The organism is Bradyrhizobium frederickii (genome assembly GCF_004570865.1).
Taxonomy (GTDB): domain Bacteria; phylum Pseudomonadota; class Alphaproteobacteria; order Rhizobiales; family Xanthobacteraceae; genus Bradyrhizobium; species Bradyrhizobium frederickii.
Genome location: NZ_SPQS01000004.1, coordinates 307,112 through 325,576, shown reverse-complemented (window position 1 = coordinate 325,576; position 18,465 = coordinate 307,112). Strand labels below are relative to the sequence as shown.

Here is an 18,465-nt window from a genome sequence, read left to right as displayed (position 1 = left end):
GAACGGACGCTCGAGACTCCATCGCTTAGACGTTCTTGGCCGTCATCACGCAGCCAAGCTTCCCGTCACGGAATTCGGCAGAGGGTGTTTTAGTGAGTGGTAAGGTGTGCAGCCTGGTTGTTCTGAATGACACAAGGACCGAACTCGTTGGCCTGCTGGCTCAATTGAAGCGACTCCGCGAGAGAGTCCGAAGGGCGGAAGCACGGCGCTCGGAAGAACGGCGGTCAGCGTCGTCGCCGCGCGCGCGAGGGTCCCGAGCAGCGAGGGATCGGGCGCGCGGGATTCCCAGATGCTGGCTGGATTAAAACCAGCACCGATGTGTTCGAGAGAGGCTTTTTATAAAACAGGTAATGAGCACTGACCGTTCGGTTTAATCGCGATCATGAAGTACTTTAATGGAGCCTTGGGCGAATTGAATTTTTGCTAGATTTTCCCGCGCTGAGGCTGCAGATTGCTTTTACTGAGAATCTATTACTGAGAATCTATTTTTCCGGGGGTACTTCAAATGGGAAGACCTGCTGTTTCCCGTGATGCTTTCCGTGGGCTGCTCGCTTTCTATGCGGCGAAGGCTCATCACGATCATAAGTCTCAGGGCGAACATTGCTTAAGGCTGTTCGGATCTGCAGAGGATGTACCCGATACTTTACTGCTGCAGTGGTCGGACAGAACTGAGCTGGTCGGCTCCGAAGCCGTCGGTCGGTTAAAGGATCCGCTCGTTCGTCAAATCACGAACGGCAACGCTCAATACGACCATGCCAGCGACTTTCTCCACACGCTGCTGAGAGACCTCGGGCGAAAAATGCAGTGATCGCAATTCGCCGCGCTATAGTCGCCAGGCGCGCGAATTTTCCACGCCAACCACTCCAGTCGACCGCCTGCCGATAGCAAAGCTGAGCGCTCTCAGTGTCCGCGATTGAGAGCAAACCGGGTGTTGGCTGGCCTGGAGCGCATCAACGCTTTGACCCGCGGGAGGCTTGGTCAGTGCAAAGGATTCAAGGCGCACTCCCTCAGCGAGTTCTCCCGTCTGGCCGTGAGGATTGACAAGCCCGTAGCGGGATTGCTGTCATTTTAGCCTCTTTTCAGCCCAAAAATTAGTTGTTGCTTGGGGCGGGGCAGGATCTCAGCTCGGAGTCCTGCAATGTTCAAACAAGTATTTCCTGCGTGTTTCTTCGTTGTCATCAGCACGATCTGTTCAGAAGCAAGACCTTACCGCATCAGCCAAGCGCCCGAGTGCAATGTCATCATGCCATGTGACTTCTCGTCCACGCAGGCGCGCCGCCAACAAGTTTTACACCACTCACTGCAGGCGTATCGCTCAAAGCAACTCGCACTAACCCCGTCGAGCAGCGCAGCGGGGGTGAATGCCCGTGCTGAGACCCGGATCGTCGGCGGTCGGCCGGCCGGCTGCCCGTCTTCATTCTGCGGTTGTGGCGCAGCGCTGCGAGTGTTTGGTCGTGTCGTGCCTGAATTAAATCTCGCCGCCAATTGGCTACGCTTCCCGCGCACCTCGCCCGCGCCCGGAATGGTCGCGGCGCGGCGCGGGCATGTCTTCGTTCTGGAACAGCATCTCGAAGGCGATGTTTGGATGGCGTATGACGCCAACTCAGGCGGACGCGCGACGAGAATGCATCCACGATCATTGCGTGGCTATACGGTTGTCAATCCTCGTGGTGCGGGTTGAAACAGTTCGCACGACCGTTGGCCTAACGGCTCGTCGCTACTCTAACGCCAGCCAATGGCCCTCAATCTGGGCGAGGGTTGCAATGCCTGCTATTGAAGAAAGCGCAGTGGCCCCGTTGCCCCGAGCCCAGCTAGTGACCGGTCCTGGGCCACTGCCGCTGCTGAGGCCGCAACAACTCTGGCAACTGCTCAATTGCGAGCGCGCCGAACCATAGGTCTCGACGTTCTTGGCCGCAGCCGCCCGCCAGACTGACATGCCGATCGCCACCGCGATCGAAACGAGATTCCGCCGCTGCGATGAAAGCAGGCGACATGCAGACTACCCCCCGCACAACTCCGCCGGCTTGAAGCGGCGGCACGTCAGCAAGCGGCGCTCACGGGTGACCGGGCTCAAAGGAAGCGCTTTTGAAAAATTTGCGGAGGAATACCCACGGAGTTTCAGGAGCGGCAGGCGCCGGCGAAATCCGGTCTGCCCGTTGAAAGTGAGCAAAATTGACCATCCTGCAAAGACGGCATATGCCAACTTTTCCCGATTGCCGCTTGTTCAGCGGAACGGGGATCGCATGCAAAAGCGCCTTCATTCCAAGCTAGTTTGCACCTTAAAACACCTCTTTCCGCCCATGACCCGGTCGATTCAGATCAAAACGCTATCGGGGGCTCAGCCAAAGGAGCAAGCCAGGTTATGGCACCTCGATGCACAGCAGATGTCGACTACGGAGCTCCATGATTTGAAAGAGCGCGTAATGGAGGTCATTCAGAGAAAGCATCTAGACTCTTGAAGGGGGCGGATATCAGCCTTTGCTTCAAGACCACAGCCCTAGAGCAATATTGAACTTTGAGCTTCCCAACGGTTTCCTGAGGCTGGCCACGTGGAGGAGCGCAAATGCCGTCAATCGAACAATGCAGAGCCCATGTGCGGAATACAAAATCCTAGGAGCTGATCCGAAAAATTCAGCCCGCCGGTCTGCCTGCTTACATTTCACGGAGCTCGATAGCACTAGGGCACCAGGCGCGACAGCGCTGACCTAGGTCGTCGGGTCAACCGCTCCGCGCTCAAGCACCACATCCGAAAATCTAAATATATCCGTATTCACATATAGTTAGATGGTGGGGGAGGCAGGACTCGAACCTGCGAAGCCATGAGGCGGCTGATTTACAGTCAGCTCCCTTTGCCACTCGGGACACTCCCCCGCTCGACGGCAGCACAATCGGGCCGGACCTTGCCGGCGGACCGAAGACGGCCATGGAACGTGAAGGCCGCGACAGCCCGGATGGGGGTGCGACCGGGCGCGTTTATGGGCGATGCGGTGGGGCAAAGTCAACCGAGGCGAACAGCTAAAATCGCCCTCGCGGGCACTCAAATTGCCATATTCCGGGACCCGTGACACAAGCGAGCCCATGAAGGATCGAAAATTCGCACCAAAGGGTCCCCGCGGCGGGGCTAAGCCCTTCAAGAGACCAGGCAAATCGGCCGGCCGGCCAGCCTGGCGGGACCGCGATTCGCACCCCGACGGGCCGGCCATCCTCTATGGCTGGCACACCGTCACCATGGCGCTGGCCAATCCGGAGCGGCGGATCCGCAAGCTGACGCTGACCGAGAACGCGGCGAAGCGGCTCGCGGACGACAACATCGCGACCCCAGTCACGCCCGAGATCGTTCGGCCTCAGGAGATCGACCGTCTGCTCTCGCCCGACGCCGTGCACCAGGGCCTGCTCGCCGAAGCCGATCCCCTGCCCTCGCCCGATATCGAGACCCTGAAGCAGGAGGGCATGGTGCTGGTGCTCGACCAGATCACCGACCCCCACAATGTCGGCGCCATCCTGCGCTCGGCCGCAGCGTTCGCGGTCAAGGCGATCGTCACCACCGCGCGCCACAGTCCGGAAGCGACCGGCGTGCTGGCGAAGGCCGCTTCAGGCGCGCTCGAACTGGTGCCAATGGTCACCGTGCAAAACCTCGCCCGTGCGCTCACCGAGCTGAACGAACGCGGCTTCCAGACCGTCGGGCTCGACAGCGAAGGCAGCGAGGATCTCTCGGATGTCGCGCTGCGCGAGCCGCTCGCGCTGGTGCTAGGGGCCGAAGGAAAAGGTCTGCGGCAATTGACCCGCGAGACCTGCAGCGTGGTGGCGCGGCTCGACATGCCCGGCGAGATCAAGAGCCTCAACGTGTCGAATGCCGCCGTGCTCGCGCTCTATGTCGGGGCAAGCCGGCTGGGGCTGATGAAGCGGTAGGCCGCGAGCCACGGACGCAACTGCGCTCCCTCGCCCCGCTTGCGGGGAGAGGGTTGGGGTGAGGGGGAGTCTCCACAAGGACGGCCGTCACCCGGATTGCATCTTCGATGCAATCCGACCTCTCCCCGCAAGCGGGGCGAGGTGAAGAAAAGCAAAACGCCCGTCCGCATCGCGGACGGGCGTTTCATAACTGAACCGATCAGAGATCAGTAATAGCGGCGCAGCACACGGTGGCCGCCGTAGTACGGCGCGTGGCGGTGGGCGTAGCCGTAGCGCGGAGCGTGGCCGTAGTGCACGCGCGGCAGATAGCCATAGCGCGGGCCGTAGCCGTAACGGTACGGACGGTAGTGAGGGCGGTGATAGGGAGCCACGGCGGCGCGATAGCCATAACCGTAATTGGCGGGCGCGACGACCGCGTCTTCGCGGTAGGTCGGATACGGCGCGAAGGCGCCCGGGCCGGTGTAGGTCGGGCCCTGGTTGACGTAGTAATATTGCGTGGTCGGCTCGGCGAGACGCTCATAGGCGCCATAGCCGTACCCATAGCCGCCGCAGCCGGTGTTGCAGCCGGAATAGACCGGCGCGACCGGCTGGCACGGATTGAAGCCGCAGGCCGCGGCCGGCGCGGTGGCGGCGAACATCACGGCAGCCGCCGCGACCAATCCCGAAATCATCTGACGCATTACTCTCTCCTGTTGATTTTCGTTTTGTAGGATTTCGACGTTTCTTAACCCGGCGGCTTGCCGGGGACTTCGACATGCGGCCGCGGTCGCGGTGGCCGCGGACGATTGTTGATCTCGGGCGCGAGGATCACCGGCGGCGGATCGACGGGCACGTCCATCTGCGGCGGCAGCGGCGCCGATTGCGCGCCCCAGCTCTGGTGATAGCTCTCGGCCGGCTTCGGCAATTTGCGGTTTGCGGGGGGCTCGACCTCGAGCCGGCCGTAGCCGGGCCGCAGGCCCAGCGTCGGATAATAGTGGCCGACATTGTCGGGCTGCCGCTCGGCGATATAGCGTCCGCCATAGATCGTGGGCTGCACCTGCTGGTTCTTGCCCAGGCCCCAGACACCCTCGACCACCGCATAGGACGCGTCGATGTTGTTGATGATGATCGGCACGCCGGGACGGCCGGGAATGACGACGTCGAAGCCGCCGGCAAACGCCGTCGCAGGCAGTCCGATCAGAAAGGCGGCGAGCGCTACAGCGCGCATGAGGAGACCCCGGTTATGCGGCTGCAACCTAGCCGATCACGACGCAGAGAGGGTTAAGGCCCGCTCGCCAACTTCTGGTAAGCCTAACGTGTAGGGATTGCGCGCCGCTCAAATGCTGCAAAGCGGGCTAGCGAAGCGTTAACGGCGCAGGGCGCGGCCGCACGGAACCGCGCCGCGCGCTCACCTCGGTTTGAGCGTTTGGCGTTCGAAAATTCACCGGTTTCACCGGAACGTCCGGCGCCGTGAGCGTTTAGCTCTCGTCAACAAAATGGGAGCCAACAACCATGACGATCAAACTTCTTGGAGCGACGGCGATTGCGGCGACCATGCTGGTGGGCTCTGCCATGGCGCAGACCGTCGTCAATGAACCCGGCCGCTGCTCGGCGCAATTTTCCAACGCCAACTGCCAGAATCTCGGCCCCGGAAACCCCCACACTGATCGCGGCTATCGCCATCGCCGCGTGGCCTACCGCCAGACCAATGGCGATTGGAATAACGACTGGAACAGGAGCCGCACCGGCTTCTGGCCGACCGACGTCGCGGCCGGCGTAGCCGGCGCCGCGATCGGCACCGCCGGCGCCATCGCGACCGCGCCGTTCCGCGCCTGGGACAATTCTTACGCCTACGACAATCGCTGGAATAACTCCTGGGACAACCGCACCTACGCCCAGCGCAACGGCTTCGTCTGCACGCCCGGCACCTGGTTCAAGGGACAAGACGGCCGTCGGCACATCTGCCAGTAGACGATCCAAATCGATGCGAGAGATCAGGCGGCCCCGAGGGCCGCCTGATTCATGCTGGTGCGACGACCTTTCGGGTTCTGGCACTTTCCAATCAAGTCTGGTATTGCGACGCGCACGGACAGCCCCGGCACCTGCCGGCCCTGCCCGCGTCTTTCAGGCGTCGCCGGCTTAGCTCAGCGGTAGAGCAGCGGTTTTGTAAACCGAAGGTCGGGGGTTCAATCCCCTCAGCCGGCACCATCTTCTGACATCCTCAAGCCGAGCGCGTCGCCACGCTGCCTTGCTGGAAGTGCTCGGCACCTGACATCTCCACCCAGCCATGTTTCGACTGCTCGAACACCGATCTGATCGGCGCCTGGAAATCCGGATCCGCGATCGCGCCGACGGCAACGCCGATCATCGCCGGCAGATTGTCGGCTTGCCAATAGACCGTCGAGCCGCAGTCGGGGCAAAAATAGCTGCGCACCTTGCCGCCGCTTGCGGCTGTCCGAACGTATTCCTTCGGCGTTCCTGAGATCGTGACGGTCTCAGCCGGATAGAAGGCACCGACACCGAACGGCGCGCCGGTCCGTCGCTGGCAGTCGAGGCAATGACAGGCGACGACGAGCTGCGGTGGTCCCGGGAGCGACAACGCGAGAGCACCGCAGCTGCATCTGGCATCGATCATCGAATTTGCTCTCCATGTTTTTCGAATGCGAGTTGGAAAGGCGACGCGTGTCCCGGACGCAGTGCAGCGCCGCTTCGGCGATGCGCTGCAGAGCCGGGGCCCACTGCGCCGCATGTCTCGGTGCCGTCCCGGCTCAGCGCTGCATCCCCAAAAGCGCTGCAGCGCGTCCGGGACACGACGGCAAGATCCTCACTCGGTCCCGACCTCGAACGCCAGCAGCACGTTGCCGGCGACGCCGCTCCATTGGCCGTAGCCGGAATTGGTGTAGAGCATGCCGCCGGCGATCACGGGCCCCGGGCCGTCGATCGCGCCGCCATGGGCGGGGACGCCGTTCACCGCCTTGAAATCCCGCGCGGTGTCGAACTCCCACAAGAGCTTGCCGTCGGTGGAGTAGGCGCGCAGGAAGCCGCTGACGCCGCCGGAGAACACGACTTCTGGAATCAGGCTCACCGCCGCCGACAGCGCAGGACTGCATTGGGGGCGTTCGCCGCAGGCGACAGGCGGCACCTCCATCACGACTTTCCCGCTGGCAAGGTCGAGGCCGAACAGGCCGCCGCCTTGCGTGGAATCGAGCTGCCGCGTGCCGTCGCGCTTGAACCGCACGTCGGAGTTGGCGACATAGATGCGCTCCCCGTCCGCGGCCGAGCCCCATTCGCTGCCGCCGAGCGAACCGCCCTTCCCGATCCGGGTCTGCCACAGGATCTTGCCGCCGTCGTCAGGATCGAGCGCATGCACCACGCCGGACTTCTGCGCGATGGCAAGAACGCGCTTGCCGTCGCGCAAGGTCGCGAGGATCGGCGACTGTCCGAAATCGTGATCGGGCCCGTGCTCGTCGGGACAATTGGTCTTGTCTGCAGTGAAGCAGGCGACGACGAAGGCATCCTTGGGCGTCGCCTGCTGCTTCCAGAGCAGCTTCCCGGTTGCGAGATCGAAAGCGAGGATTGCATCGGCGGTCGCGGCCGGCGGATTGGAATAGGAATTGCCGGTCGCCACATAAACGGCATTGCGCTTGGCATCGATCGTCGGCGCCGACCAGATGGCGGCACCGGAGGGACCGAACAGCTGCGTGCCCCTGGCATTCTTGCCGGTCGGATGCGGTACTTCCGGAATCGTATAGGCCTGCCAGACCGCCTTGCCGGTCGCCGCATCCAGCGCCACGACGCTGCCGCGGAAGGTGCAGCATTCGTAACCGGCTTGCGAGCCCGCTGCTTCCTCGATCGAGGACACCGGCACGTAGAGCACGCCGGAATGCAGCGTCGGCGCGCCGGTGATGCGTGCGGCCGCATGCTCCTCCACCTTCGTCTTCCAGATCAGCGCGCCGGTCAGCGCGTTCACGGCATAGGCGTTGGCGCGCAAATCGCCGAAGAAGATCGCGAACTGATCGGTGCCGGGAAGCGGCGCAAAAGTGATCGCGGCGCGCACCGCCGCATCAAGCGCCAGCGTCCACAGCGTGCAGCCGCGTCGCGCGTCGAGCGCGTGCATCTTGCGATCGGTACCGCCGATGAACAGCATCCCGCCGACAATGGTCGGCGGCGCAAACGACACCGAAGCGCCGGGAAAGGCATAAGCCCATTTCAACCGCAAATGCGGCACCTGCGCTGCGGTCAGTCCGGCCATGTCGGCCGGCTGGAAGCGGCTGTTGCCGGCGTCGACGCCCCACCCGTTCCAATGCGGACCGTCGAGGGCTTGCGGAAAGCCGCTCGCATGCTGCGTGCAGCGGCCTTCCGCGTCGGCTGCAATGCCGTCAGCCGCGATCTTGCCGGTGACGAAGGACGCTATCGCGCGGCGTTCGGCGTCGCTGCGGTCCTTTGCCATCGCCGCCATGCTGCCTGAGGTCAAGGTCGCCAGCACATGGTCGAACGACATCGCCTGCATGGCGCCGCGGCCCGGCACGCGGGTCTGCGCATCGCCGTCGTGGCATTGCGCGCAATGCGCGGCATAGAGCGCGGCCCCCTCCTGTTGGGCCAGCGCCGGCGCGCTGCACCAGATCAACAACGCGGCCAAGACGGCACGTACGCTCATGCTGAGCTCCGGCATGCGAGAGGAAATTGTTTCACACAACCTGAAGTCTACCGCCGCCGCCATCACGGACGCAATGGAGTTGCGCCCGCAGCCGTCACACACCCGTCGCCATGCGGTCACGGTCCGGCAACTCGTCCAGCCGCCACAGGGCGAGGCTCTTGTCGCGCCAGCCGCCATCGCCCTCCTCGCAGCGCTCGTCGACCAACTCCCGCGGCGCGGGCCAGTCGAACGGTGCCTTCGTCATGTTGAGCGCGCGCCAGTCGCCGTCCTCGCAATCGCGATTGTGCTCGACTTCCGGAAACGTCGTGACGAGCAGGAATTGCGCCCCGCTCTCGCGAAAGCGGGCGGTGACGCGGGCGATGTTCTGAAAACTCAGATGCACCAGGCAGTCCCGGCACAGGATCAGATCGGCGCGCGGCAGGGCATCGCGCGTGATATCGGCAACCAGGAATCGGCCGGTCAGTTCGCCGTCCGCCACGCGCCGGTTGTTGGCCTCGATCAGCGAGGGCACGATGTCGATACCGATATAGTCGAGATCGAGCTTGATGCGGCCGATCCAGCCCGCATCGCCGCAGGGCGCATCGAGCAGCGAGCGCGCGCCGAGCCGTTGCAACAATGGCGGAAGCGCCTCCCGAATGGCGGCGGTCGCGGTGTCCTCCGAGCCGAGCCCGGATACCGAACTGGCCGCGCCCCAGAGGTTGGTCCGCTCGATCCGCTCGAACCGCGCAGCGAGATCGAGGCCCGCGAAATTGTCCCGGTCGGCGACGAAGCGTTCGTGGGCGAGCACGGGGGGACGATTGACGATCATCTGACGGGCGCGAGTCGAAATTGCGATACGGGACATTATACAGCGAACACCGCCGATGGGTTACGGCCATCGTGATGACGGCCGTGCGGTTCGTCATCGCATCGGATTTCTGCTGGCGCTGTCGACGGCGCTCGCGTCCCGAATATGGGACCGCTCGGAACCAACGACGCACGTTGTTCGTTCACGACCCATGCGAATTCAGGAAGAAAACCGGAACATGATTCTGCTGGCGATGGTGACACTATGCTGTGGCGCCGTGGCCGGCACGTTGACGCTGCTCGAGCCGGTGTTTCAGCCGGCCCCCGAAAGGCAGCTCGCCGAGCGGGCGGTGATCGACGTCATCAGGATATCGGATCAGACGCCGGTTCGGGTGGTGGGCGCGCCGTTCGAGCCCAACGTCAACCCGCGCGAGCGATAGCGCTCACCTCGGCGATGCCTCCGAGCCCTCCTCGGGCCGGCCATGGGCACGCGCCAACTCCTCCACGAACGCGATCACCTCCGCCCGCTTGTCGGGCGGAAGCGACAGGAACGCGCGGATGAGCCTCAGGCCCTCTTCGGCCGAACGTTCTTTTCCGGAATCCATGCGCCCACTTTCGGGCGACCGGGAAAAATATGCAACCCTTGTCAACCATCTTGATTCGGCTCAGCCGCTTTGCTGGAATGGCGGCGGCTGAGGTGGATCATGAAATGGATCAGGGAACGCGACGAGCTGATCGCGCAGACACTGGCCTTCGTCCAATCGGTGACCGGCAGGAAGGATGACCTGCTGCGGCCGGGCGCGCCGTCCGATGCTTCGGCGTCGACCGTCGAGATCGTCGCGGTCGAGGCTGCGATGGTCGAGACCGAGGCGCTCCAGCCCCCTCCGCAGCCTCAGCCCACCCAGCTTTCGTCGCCGCGGGCGATCGGCGATTTCCGCACCGAGATGCAGGCCCGCATCGCCAATTTCCGCAAGCATCAGGAGCGGTTCGAGCGCGAGCGCGAGGAATATTGTGCCGAAACCCTGACCAAACTACGTGCCGCCCTCCGCGACGCCCCCGGCCCACTGGCCAAAAAGTAAGGCCGCCCCTCCCGTCCGAAGGCCTACAGCAAAGACCTACAGCCGTACCTACAGCCAGGACCACACCAGCCAAAGATTGGCCGCGCAGGCGCCGAACAGCGCCAGCGTCAGCGGCAGGAGCATGTGCCCACAGGAGGTGTTCAGGTCGCTCGTCATGGCGGAAAACATCCCCTGATTCCGCCAAATGAGTCCCAGGGATTCTTTTTTTCGCGATTCAGGACTCGTTAAGGACTCAGGCCCCGGCGAGCCCGATCACGGGTCCGTGATCGACCGCTGCCTGAACCCGCCGGCATATGAGGTCGTTAATGGGCTTTCCGGGAGCGGGAAGAGATGCCCTACGCCCTGTTCTGCAACGACGCCCAGATCAGCAAGGCCTATCCGAGCGAGTCCGACGTCTGGAAGCTCGCGCAGCGGAGTGGCCTGGTCGTGGATGTCAGCGCCGACCACGATCGTCCGGGGCCGCGCCGGGTGCTCGATAATGATTACGAGATCAAACCCTGCCGGGCTGCCCAGGGCGAGGATCCCGCCAAGAACAAGGCCGAGGCCGAGCGCCAGTCCAGGATCGAGCTTGAGCTGAATTCGTGAGGGACTGCCGGCGGAAGCCGCAGGGGATCAGGGCGTCGCGGTCGCCAGCGAGGCCTGCTCACCAGGCATCGCCACGCAGGCCTTGCGGCGGTGCAGCCCGCGGATCGCGCCGGTGACCTTCAGCACCTTGCCCGACGGACACGCGGCGTCCTTGACGAAAGCCACCTCGTAAGGTGCCAACATCAGAGGCTCGGATTTGAGGATTGTCTGTGCAGAGCACGGCAGGCCAAAGAAGCACGAGAGCACCGCCGCCGACACCAAGATACGCATGTCCGTCGTCCCACCAGCCCGGTAATTCCCATATAACGCCTTCCGGAGCACGAGTTCCGTAAGCGGCAAAAATTATTTTTGCTTTACCCAGGTCCCATGACGCGCGTGAGAAGGCGCGCGCCGGAATGTTTGCCTGCAAATGACGCGCCAGATGGTTCACGCATTGCAAATGCAGGGCTGGCCGACGGCGCCTCGCGGACAAACGAAAGGCCGGCAGAGCCGGCCTTTGTCAGAGCGTGATCGCTGGCGGAGGATCAGTAGCGCGAGGCTGCCGGACCGCCCCAGCCGAAACGGTAGTTCACACCGACCTTGACGGTATGCTCGTCCTCCCGGCCGCGGACCCCGACGATGTCGGCCGGCCCCGAGGTGAAGGTGGTGTTGCCGAAATTATAGTACTGGTACTCGGCTTTGGCGGACCAGCTCGGCGCGAACATGTATTCGAGGCCGGCACCGACCGTGTAGCCGTCCTTGCTGTTGCCGGTCGTGGTGAAGCCCTGCGGCACGCCGGCGATGTTGACGCCGAGATTGTTGTTACGCCAGGCGTAACCGCCTTTGGCGTAGAGCAGCGTCGGTCCCCAGGTGTAGCCGATACGGCCGGTCACCGACCCGATCTGGTCGGTGTTGGAGGTCACCTGCGTGCCCAGCGGGAACGTGACACCGTTGTTGTTGGTCGGCAGCCAGGAGTACTGAGCCTCGATACCCACCACCCAATTGGGGGCGAATTGGTAGTCGAAGCCGCCCTGCACGCCGCCCATGAAGCGGGCGTCGCTGGACTGGAAGCTGCTGTCGCCGGCAAACGCGCCGCCGACATGACCGCCGATATAGAAACCGGTCCAATTATAGATCACCTGCGGCGGCGTATAGGCCGGCGCCTTGGTATAGGTGCGCGGCTGCACGTCCGCGGCCGCCGCCGGCGCGGCCAGCGCAAGCAGAGCGGCTGCACCCAGCAAAATCGATTTCATGATCATCCCCGTTCTTTCACGTACGACACTCAGGAAACAACGTGGCGTGAATTGGGTTGCTTCGCGGCGATGCCGGAACGTTGATCTTTCGTTACTGTGACGGGGTGGCAACATCGCGATTTTGTTCCATCCCGCCGCCCCACGCCGACTGTTTTGTCGCCTGCGCAAGACCTGCTGTACCAATTTGTCGCAACGCCAAATCGCCCCGTTCAAAGCTCGCCGAAATGTGATCCAGCGACTCCGGCGATCCTTGTTCTAGCACCAGGCCATGAAGGCCGGCTTTGCGCTACCGCGTCATCTTTTCCAGTTCCGGAAAGGGTGCGTAAACCGCGCCGGCACAGAGCTCGCTGGTCCGGTCGACGACGCGGTCCGCTCGTCCGTTGACGAAGATCACCGCGCGTTCCCGCATGGCCTTGTAGCTGCCGTCGGTCTCGCGCGGGGTGAAGTGCAGACAGCTCACATAGAACTGCCGGCCGCCGACCTCGCGCTGGACCGGCTCGGCCATGCTGGCTTCGCGCACGCCGACCGGGTTGTTCAGATAGGTGCGCATCAGCGCCAGCGTGTCGCTGCGGAAATTGTCGGGAAACGGCTGCGGTCCCCCGGCCTGGGTCCCGCCCATGAAGGTCGGACGGTCACCATCGCTGCCGAAACATGCCGCAAGCGCCAGCGGCAATACCAGGACCGATGCCGAGCGCACCGCACGTTTCGCCAATCGCCCCACAGCTCACGCTCTCCACGCGCACAGACTCAGGTCATGTTCTAGCCCCAAGGTCGCGCAAAGGGAATTCGGTCCTGCGCGGAAGGTACCGTCAACAACGCACCGCACCGCCGCCGGCGCCTGCGCTTTCGCACAGGCGCCGGGACGGGCCTGAAGTCCGTACACGGCGGCGGGCAATGCAAGGTGCCGCCGCGCGGAATCAGACGTTAGCTGCGCTTCTCGCTGGTGGCCGGCTTGGTCAGGTCCGGCTGCACCTTCTGCGACTTCTTGGCCGACAGATGCTTGTGGTGATGGCGATGCGTGCGCACCGTCTTGTGCTCGTCCGTGACCGCCGCGTTGGCATTCATCGCCTTCGACTTGGTATCCGCCTTGGTATCCACCTTGGCGTCCGCCTTGACGTCGGCGGGCTTGACATCAGCGGGCTTGACGTCAGCGGCCTTGGCGTCGGGCTTGACGCCGGCGTCCGGTTTTGCGGCGGTGGTGGACGCCTTGGTCTGGCTCTGGTCCGCCTTGATCACAGGGGCGGTCGTGGTGGTCTTGCCGGCCTCGGCGGCGACGGCCGGGGCTGCGATCACGGAAGCTGCGAGCAAGGCTGCGGAAATGGTCTTCAGCATGGTGGTCTCCTCTTGGAAGGATCTCGAGGCGGCGCCCTCTCGCCTACCCTTCGATCGTAGGTCGGAACCTAGAGGCGACGCACTGAACCCAGTCTGAAGCCCCTGGCAGGCTTCCGTTCATCTCGATGACAAGTTTGTCATCTGCAGCTGGGCGAACAGATCGTGCGAAGCGGGAATGTTTCCGCCAGACGGGTGTTTCGGTCTTCGGGCAATCGTGTAGGATCGCCACGTTCCATACGGGAGAATTTAGATGCGCAAACTCTCAATGCTTGTCGTGCCGGGACTGGTCGCCATGTCGCTGGCCGCCGCACCGGTGCTGTCCAGCGCCTATGCCGCGGGCGGCGACTCCCCTTCGCCGCCGCCGAGCTCGGACTCATCGACCAAGAAGGGCAAGAAGAAAAGCTCTTCCGTTAACGATCCCAAGTTCCTCGCCGCCTATCGCACCGCCTATACCGCGATCTACGACAACCACGACTACGCCGGCGCGATCGGCCAGCTGAAGTCGCTGAAGCGCGATGACGTCGCCGACGTCGCCAATCTGATCGGCTATTCCTATCGCAAGCTCGGCGACTACCAGTCGTCGAAGGTCTATTACGAGCTGGCGCTGAAGGACGATCCGAACCACGTCCGCACCTGGCAGTATTACGGCCTTTGGCAGCTCGAGCAGGGCAACCGCGAACAGGCGCAATATCATCTGAACAAGATCGCTTCGCTCGCCGGCACCGACAGCTCCGAATATCGCTCGCTTGCCGCCGCGCTCGACAAGCCGACCGGCGCGACGCTCGTGTACTGAAGACATCGCATCTTCATGGAGCGAACGGGCACAACCTTTACGGGTTGTGCCCGTTCCGCTTTCTCGGCTAGCCTGCCGCACCAACCTCCCCCTCGCAAATTGGTAGCGCAATGGACCCGTGGCTGCGATCCGCGATCGACTACATCGGCTCCTGGATCGAATTCCAGCTGACGACAATCCAGCAGCCCGGCGTCATCGTCGCCTTCGCCCATCGCGGCGAGATCGTCGCCGAGCATGCATTCGGCCTTTCCAATCTCGACACCGGCGAGAAGCTCACCCCGCGCCATCGCTTCCGCATCGCCTCCCATTCCAAGAGCTTCACCGCGGCCGGCATCATGAAGCTGCGCGAGCAGCGCAAGCTCCGGCTCGACGACACGATCGGCCAATATGTCGGCGGCCTGCATCCGCGCGTCGCCGAGACGACGATCGCGCAGGTGCTGTCGCACAGCGCGGGGCTGACGCGCGACGGCGTCGATTCCGGCCAGTTCATCGACCGCCGCCCCTATCTCGATGCGAATGAGCTCCTCGCGGAATTGAAGCTGCCGACCGCGATCGAGCCCGGCAGCCGCTTCAAATATTCCAATCACGGCTTTGGCCTGCTCGGTCTCGTCATCGAAGCCGTGACGACCGAGCCCTACTCGGTCTGGATCAAGCGCGAGGTCATCGAGCCCGCCGGCTTGCGCGAGACCGAGCCGGACGCGCCGCTTGCCAAGGGCGCGCCGTTCGCGCGCGGCCACACGCGAAAGGTTCCGCTGGGCGAACGCTGCGTGATCCCCGGCGACAATCCGGCGCAGGCGATGGCTGCGGCCGCAGGCTTCGCCGCGACCGCCGCCGACACCGCGCGCTTCTTTGCGCAGCTTGCGCCCAATGCCAGAAAGAGCGTGCTGTCAGTCGCAAGCCGCCGCGAGATGACGCGGCATCATTGGCGCATCCCGCAGAGCCTCGAGGGCTACTACGGCTTGGGCGTCAATGCCGGCAAGACCGACGGCTGGGACTGGTTCGGCCATGGCGGCGGCTTCCAGGGCTACATCTCGCGGACCTGCGCAATCCCGGCTTGCGAGCTTTCGATCAGCATCCTCAGTAATTCGATCGACGGTGCCGCGCCGTTCTGGATGGACGGCGCAATGCAGATCCTGCGAGTCTTCCAGACCCGCGGCGCGCCTGACCGCCGCCTGCGCGACTGGACCGGGCGCTGGTGGACGATCTGGGGCGCGAGCGACCTCGTTCCCGCCGGCAACCGCGTGCTGGTCGCCAATCCGCAGTTCAACAATCCGTTCATGGACGCCGCCGAGATCGAGGTCACCGGCCGCGACGTCGGCAAGCTGGCCTGGGCCGCCGGCTATTCCAGCCATGGCGAGCCGGTGCGCCGGATCCGCGACAAGCGCGGCAAGGTCAGTGACATCTGGATCGCCGGCGCGAACGTGAAGCCGGAGCGCGTCGTGGCGAAGGAGATCTCCCGCCGATATCCGCCGCGCAAACGGCGGCCTACTCCCTGATCAATCGCTCGACCTCGCTGCGCAACGCCTGCCGCGAGCCGCCCTGCGAATAGAACATGTGGCCGCCGGGATAGACCGCGAACTTGACGCGCTGCGTCACGAAGGCGGGCAGTTGATCGAGCACCCGCTTGGTTCCGAAATAGGGCGTGGCAAGGTCGAACAGGCCGTGCGCGACCAGCACGTTCAGCTTCGCGTCGGTAGCGAGGATCTGGCGCAGCTCCGACACCGATTGCGGCGGGTTGATGCCGCGGCCGAAATCCCAGTGACCTTCGACGGCACCGTTGAGGACCTCATAGGAGCCGTCGGGCTTCCAGTTGAGCTTGCGTGAGAGCACGTCGACCGCGGCGCTCGTCAGCGGTGCCTGGAGCGCATCGCCGGAGGGGTCGCCGAAGCGCGAGCTGCTCGAATCCGGATAGGGATCGAAACCGCGCACGGAGCCGTCGTAGCGTCCCGTCACCTTGCCGTTCTTGCGGTCGAATTCGCGGCGAAACTCGCCGACGTCGAAGCGCCCGGCAAGGCGGCGGCTCACCGCCTGGTCGATGCCGGTGAGCTCGGCGACCTTGTCGGCCAGACGATTGGTGGCCTCCCTGTCCGCCTCGCCCTTGACGAGGTCGGCCAGGAATTCGCCGCGCGCGTAAGCCTCGACGTCGGCGAGGTCGGCGCGCTTGACCGGCCCTTTGGCTTCGCGCGCCACCGCCACATAGCTCGGCAGCGTCGCGACATATTGCAGGAGGCTGGTACCGGTGAACTCGCGGAAATCCAGGAGCGGCGACACCAGGATCAAGCCCCGGACGCCGACGCCGTGCTGGATCTGCAACTGGCGCACGACCTTGGGTCCGCGAATACCGCCATAGCTCTCGCCCGCGACGTATTTCGGCGAGGTCAGCCGGTCGTGCTTCTCGAGCCAGCGGCGGATCACGAGCGCGATCGAATTGACGTCGCCGTCGACGGAATAGAACGACTTGCGTGCGTCCTCGCCGCTCGCAATGAAGCGACTGTAGCCGGTGCTGACGGGATCGATGAAGACGAGGTCGGTGAAGTCGAGCCAGGTCGCGGCGTTCGGCTTCACCTCGGGCGAGGCCGACGGCGACAGCGCATCGCCATCCAACGGCAGCCGCCATGGACCGGCCGCGCCGAACTGGAGCCACGCCGAGGATGCCCCGGGTCCGCCGTTGAACAGGAACGTGACCGGGCGCGTGGCGCGGTCGGCGCCGTCGAGCTGGTAGGAGGTATAGGCGATGTCGGCCAGCGGCTCGCCCTTGCCGTCGAACACGCGAATGGAGCCGGCGGTCGCGGCGAAGTCGAGGGTACGGCCGGGCAGCGCCAGGGTCTGCTTCGTGGTCGAATCCGGCGGGAGACGGTGCGGCTCGGCCGAGGACGAACTCTGCGGCCCGCTTTGCGCACCGCTGCCGCGCCCACCCTTCTGTCCGGTTGGCGCCGCCGTCTCGGCGCGCGGCTGCGGCGGATCCTCCGCCCGCGCAACACTTGCGAATGCGACCAGGGCCACGGCCAGTACGACCCCGGTTCGTCGCAGCGTCGGCAAGATCGTGGGCATGATCGTTCTCCCTGCCGGCCGTCATAGCCGAGACGCAGCGAAGCTAGCGAGGAATTGCGACCGTTTGCGGGATCACCAGTGGATAGCGCATCCCCGCCGGGCCCAAATCAACCCGTTTTGTTCTCTGGATCGACAATGGCCCGTTTGTCTCGAAAGGCGGTCATCCTCGACAATGGAGCCAAACCTCGTATAGACGAGCCCGGCGGAACTTCCTCCAGCAGCGGCCGTGCCCGACAAGCCATGACCAAGCCCCAGCGATACGACCGGATCGCCTTCGTCGCCAGCTCGAGCAACGAGGCGCAGGTCGCCTTTGACCAGCTCACCAGGGACTATGGCAATTGCGACCCCAAGGAGGCCGATATCGTGGTCGCGCTCGGGGGCGACGGGCTGATGCTGCAGACGCTGCACCAGAACATGCGCACGGGAAAGCCGATCTACGGCATGCATCGCGGCACCGTCGGCTTCCTGATGAACGAATACTCGACCCACGACCTGCGCGCGCGGCTCGAGGCCGCGCATGAATCCGAGATCAATCCGCTCCTGATGCGCGCGACCGACGTCAACGATTGCGTCCACCTGCACCACGCCATCAACGAGGTCGCCCTGTTCCGGCAGACCTACCAGGCCGCGCGCCTGCGGATCATGATCGACGAGCGCGAGCGCATGCCCGAGCTGATCGCCGACGGCATCATGGTGGCAACGCCGGCCGGCTCCACCGCCTACAATCTGTCCGCTCAGGGACCGATCCTGCCGATCAACGCGGCGCTGCTGGCGCTGACCCCGATCAGCGCCTTCCGCCCGCGGCGCTGGCGCGGCGCCCTGCTGCCCAACACGGCCTATGTCGTCATCGAGGTGCTGGAGGGCGACAAGCGACCGGTGGCAGCGGTCGCCGACCACGACGAAGTGCGCGACGTTCGCCGGGTCGAGGTCTTGACCGACAAGACCATCTCGATGCGCATGCTGTTCGACCCCGGCCACAGCCTGGAAGAGCGCATCCTGCGCGAGCAGTTCGGCTACTAGAACCATCTCGCGGCCGGCCGCGCAGCTTCGGTCGCAACCCTT

The 18,465-nt window shown here is 64.2% G+C and carries 21 protein-coding genes and 2 tRNA genes; 11 read left to right on the top strand and 12 right to left on the bottom strand.

The genetic code is table 11. The features are described 5' to 3' along the window. Positions 1-505 precede the first annotated feature (505 nt). Positions 506-808, top strand: a complete 303-nt coding sequence (locus tag E4K64_RS09395) for a hypothetical protein (RefSeq protein ID WP_135163242.1) — start codon at positions 506-508, stop codon at positions 806-808. Between the two features lie 330 nt (positions 809-1,138). Further along, positions 1,139-1,681 (top strand): hypothetical protein, encoded by a 543-nt coding sequence (locus tag E4K64_RS40240; RefSeq protein ID WP_167771907.1) that lies wholly within the window; start codon positions 1,139-1,141, stop codon positions 1,679-1,681. Positions 1,682-2,785: 1,104 nt separating this feature from the next. Here E4K64_RS40240 and E4K64_RS09385 read toward each other — a convergent pair. Then, positions 2,786-2,871, bottom strand: a tRNA-Tyr gene (locus E4K64_RS09385). A 207-nt stretch (positions 2,872-3,078) separates the two neighbouring features. Between E4K64_RS09385 and rlmB the strand changes: the two genes are divergently transcribed. Next, positions 3,079-3,909, top strand: coding sequence for a 23S rRNA (guanosine(2251)-2'-O)-methyltransferase RlmB (gene rlmB, locus E4K64_RS09380; protein ID WP_167771906.1), 831 nt, complete (start codon positions 3,079-3,081; stop codon positions 3,907-3,909). A 206-nt stretch (positions 3,910-4,115) separates the two neighbouring features. On the opposite strand, the gene E4K64_RS09375 is transcribed toward rlmB, so the two are convergent. Next, positions 4,116-4,589, bottom strand: a complete 474-nt coding sequence (locus E4K64_RS09375; protein WP_135163240.1) for a hypothetical protein — start codon at positions 4,587-4,589, stop codon at positions 4,116-4,118. 44 nt (positions 4,590-4,633) lie between these two features. Beyond that, positions 4,634-5,116, bottom strand: a complete 483-nt coding sequence (locus tag E4K64_RS09370; protein ID WP_126257985.1) for a hypothetical protein — start codon at positions 5,114-5,116, stop codon at positions 4,634-4,636. Between the two features lie 284 nt (positions 5,117-5,400). Between E4K64_RS09370 and E4K64_RS09365 the strand changes: the two genes are divergently transcribed. Next, complete coding sequence (locus tag E4K64_RS09365; protein ID WP_135163239.1) at positions 5,401-5,859, top strand: hypothetical protein; 459 nt, start codon at positions 5,401-5,403, stop codon at positions 5,857-5,859. A gap of 162 nt (positions 5,860-6,021) precedes the next feature. Continuing rightward, a tRNA-Thr gene (locus tag E4K64_RS09360) sits at positions 6,022-6,096 on the top strand. Between the two features lie 13 nt (positions 6,097-6,109). Here E4K64_RS09360 and E4K64_RS09355 read toward each other — a convergent pair. The 3 genes from E4K64_RS09355 to E4K64_RS09345 form a co-directional block, all read right to left on the bottom strand. Further along, positions 6,110-6,523: a GFA family protein gene (locus tag E4K64_RS09355; protein ID WP_135163238.1), complete on the bottom strand. Its 414-nt coding sequence runs from the start codon at positions 6,521-6,523 to the stop codon at positions 6,110-6,112. A 189-nt stretch (positions 6,524-6,712) separates the two neighbouring features. After that, positions 6,713-8,545, bottom strand: a complete 1,833-nt coding sequence (locus E4K64_RS09350; protein WP_167771905.1) for an outer membrane protein assembly factor BamB family protein — start codon at positions 8,543-8,545, stop codon at positions 6,713-6,715. A 94-nt stretch (positions 8,546-8,639) separates the two neighbouring features. Beyond that, entirely contained in the window at positions 8,640-9,353 is a 714-nt protein-coding gene (locus E4K64_RS09345) for a class I SAM-dependent methyltransferase (RefSeq protein WP_135163236.1), read from the bottom strand. Positions 9,354-9,408: 55 nt separating this feature from the next. Between E4K64_RS09345 and E4K64_RS41755 the strand changes: the two genes are divergently transcribed. Then, positions 9,409-9,771, top strand: coding sequence for a hypothetical protein (locus E4K64_RS41755; RefSeq protein ID WP_347338622.1), 363 nt, complete (start codon positions 9,409-9,411; stop codon positions 9,769-9,771). Between the two features lie 3 nt (positions 9,772-9,774). Here the strand turns inward: E4K64_RS41755 and E4K64_RS40235 are convergent, their stop codons facing one another. Next, on the bottom strand, positions 9,775-9,936 hold the full coding sequence (locus E4K64_RS40235) for a hypothetical protein (RefSeq protein WP_167771904.1): 162 nt from the start codon (positions 9,934-9,936) through the stop codon (positions 9,775-9,777). Positions 9,937-10,035: 99 nt separating this feature from the next. Between E4K64_RS40235 and E4K64_RS09335 the strand changes: the two genes are divergently transcribed. Both E4K64_RS09335 and E4K64_RS09330 read left to right on the top strand, forming a co-directional pair. Further along, entirely contained in the window at positions 10,036-10,410 is a 375-nt protein-coding gene (locus tag E4K64_RS09335; RefSeq protein ID WP_135163235.1) for a hypothetical protein, read from the top strand. 330 nt (positions 10,411-10,740) lie between these two features. Continuing rightward, positions 10,741-10,995, top strand: coding sequence for a hypothetical protein (locus tag E4K64_RS09330; protein ID WP_135163234.1), 255 nt, complete (start codon positions 10,741-10,743; stop codon positions 10,993-10,995). A 27-nt stretch (positions 10,996-11,022) separates the two neighbouring features. Here E4K64_RS09330 and E4K64_RS09325 read toward each other — a convergent pair whose 3' ends face one another. From E4K64_RS09325 to E4K64_RS09310, 4 genes are all read right to left on the bottom strand, one after another. After that, on the bottom strand, positions 11,023-11,265 hold the full coding sequence (locus tag E4K64_RS09325) for a DUF6719 family protein (protein WP_135163233.1): 243 nt from the start codon (positions 11,263-11,265) through the stop codon (positions 11,023-11,025). Positions 11,266-11,519: 254 nt separating this feature from the next. Further along, a complete protein-coding gene (locus E4K64_RS09320; protein ID WP_167771903.1) occupies positions 11,520-12,227 on the bottom strand; it encodes an outer membrane protein in 708 nt (235 codons plus the stop codon). Between the two features lie 286 nt (positions 12,228-12,513). After that, positions 12,514-12,948 (bottom strand): hypothetical protein, encoded by a 435-nt coding sequence (locus tag E4K64_RS09315; RefSeq protein ID WP_135163231.1) that lies wholly within the window; start codon positions 12,946-12,948, stop codon positions 12,514-12,516. Between the two features lie 203 nt (positions 12,949-13,151). Beyond that, positions 13,152-13,559, bottom strand: coding sequence for a His-rich protein BRANT (locus E4K64_RS09310; protein WP_135163230.1), 408 nt, complete (start codon positions 13,557-13,559; stop codon positions 13,152-13,154). A gap of 250 nt (positions 13,560-13,809) precedes the next feature. On the opposite strand from E4K64_RS09310, the gene E4K64_RS09305 reads away from it, so the two are divergent. Together E4K64_RS09305 and E4K64_RS09300 are read left to right on the top strand one after the other, a co-directional pair. Continuing rightward, the gene (locus E4K64_RS09305) at positions 13,810-14,352 is read left to right on the top strand and encodes a tetratricopeptide repeat protein (RefSeq protein ID WP_135163229.1); all 543 of its coding nucleotides are present in this window, start codon (positions 13,810-13,812) and stop codon (positions 14,350-14,352) included. A 110-nt stretch (positions 14,353-14,462) separates the two neighbouring features. Next, a complete protein-coding gene (locus E4K64_RS09300) occupies positions 14,463-15,848 on the top strand; it encodes a serine hydrolase domain-containing protein (RefSeq protein ID WP_135163228.1) in 1,386 nt (461 codons plus the stop codon). Here E4K64_RS09300 and E4K64_RS09295 read toward each other — a convergent pair. Continuing rightward, positions 15,838-17,403 (bottom strand): S10 family peptidase, encoded by a 1,566-nt coding sequence (locus tag E4K64_RS09295; RefSeq protein WP_135163227.1) that lies wholly within the window; start codon positions 17,401-17,403, stop codon positions 15,838-15,840. The two genes, E4K64_RS09300 and E4K64_RS09295, sit on opposite strands and share 11 nt — an antisense overlap. Positions 17,404-17,643: 240 nt before the next feature. Here E4K64_RS09295 and E4K64_RS09290 point away from each other — a divergent pair, with 240 nt between their 5' ends. Further along, a complete protein-coding gene (locus E4K64_RS09290) occupies positions 17,644-18,423 on the top strand; it encodes an NAD kinase (RefSeq protein WP_135163226.1) in 780 nt (259 codons plus the stop codon). Positions 18,424-18,465 lie beyond the last annotated feature (42 nt).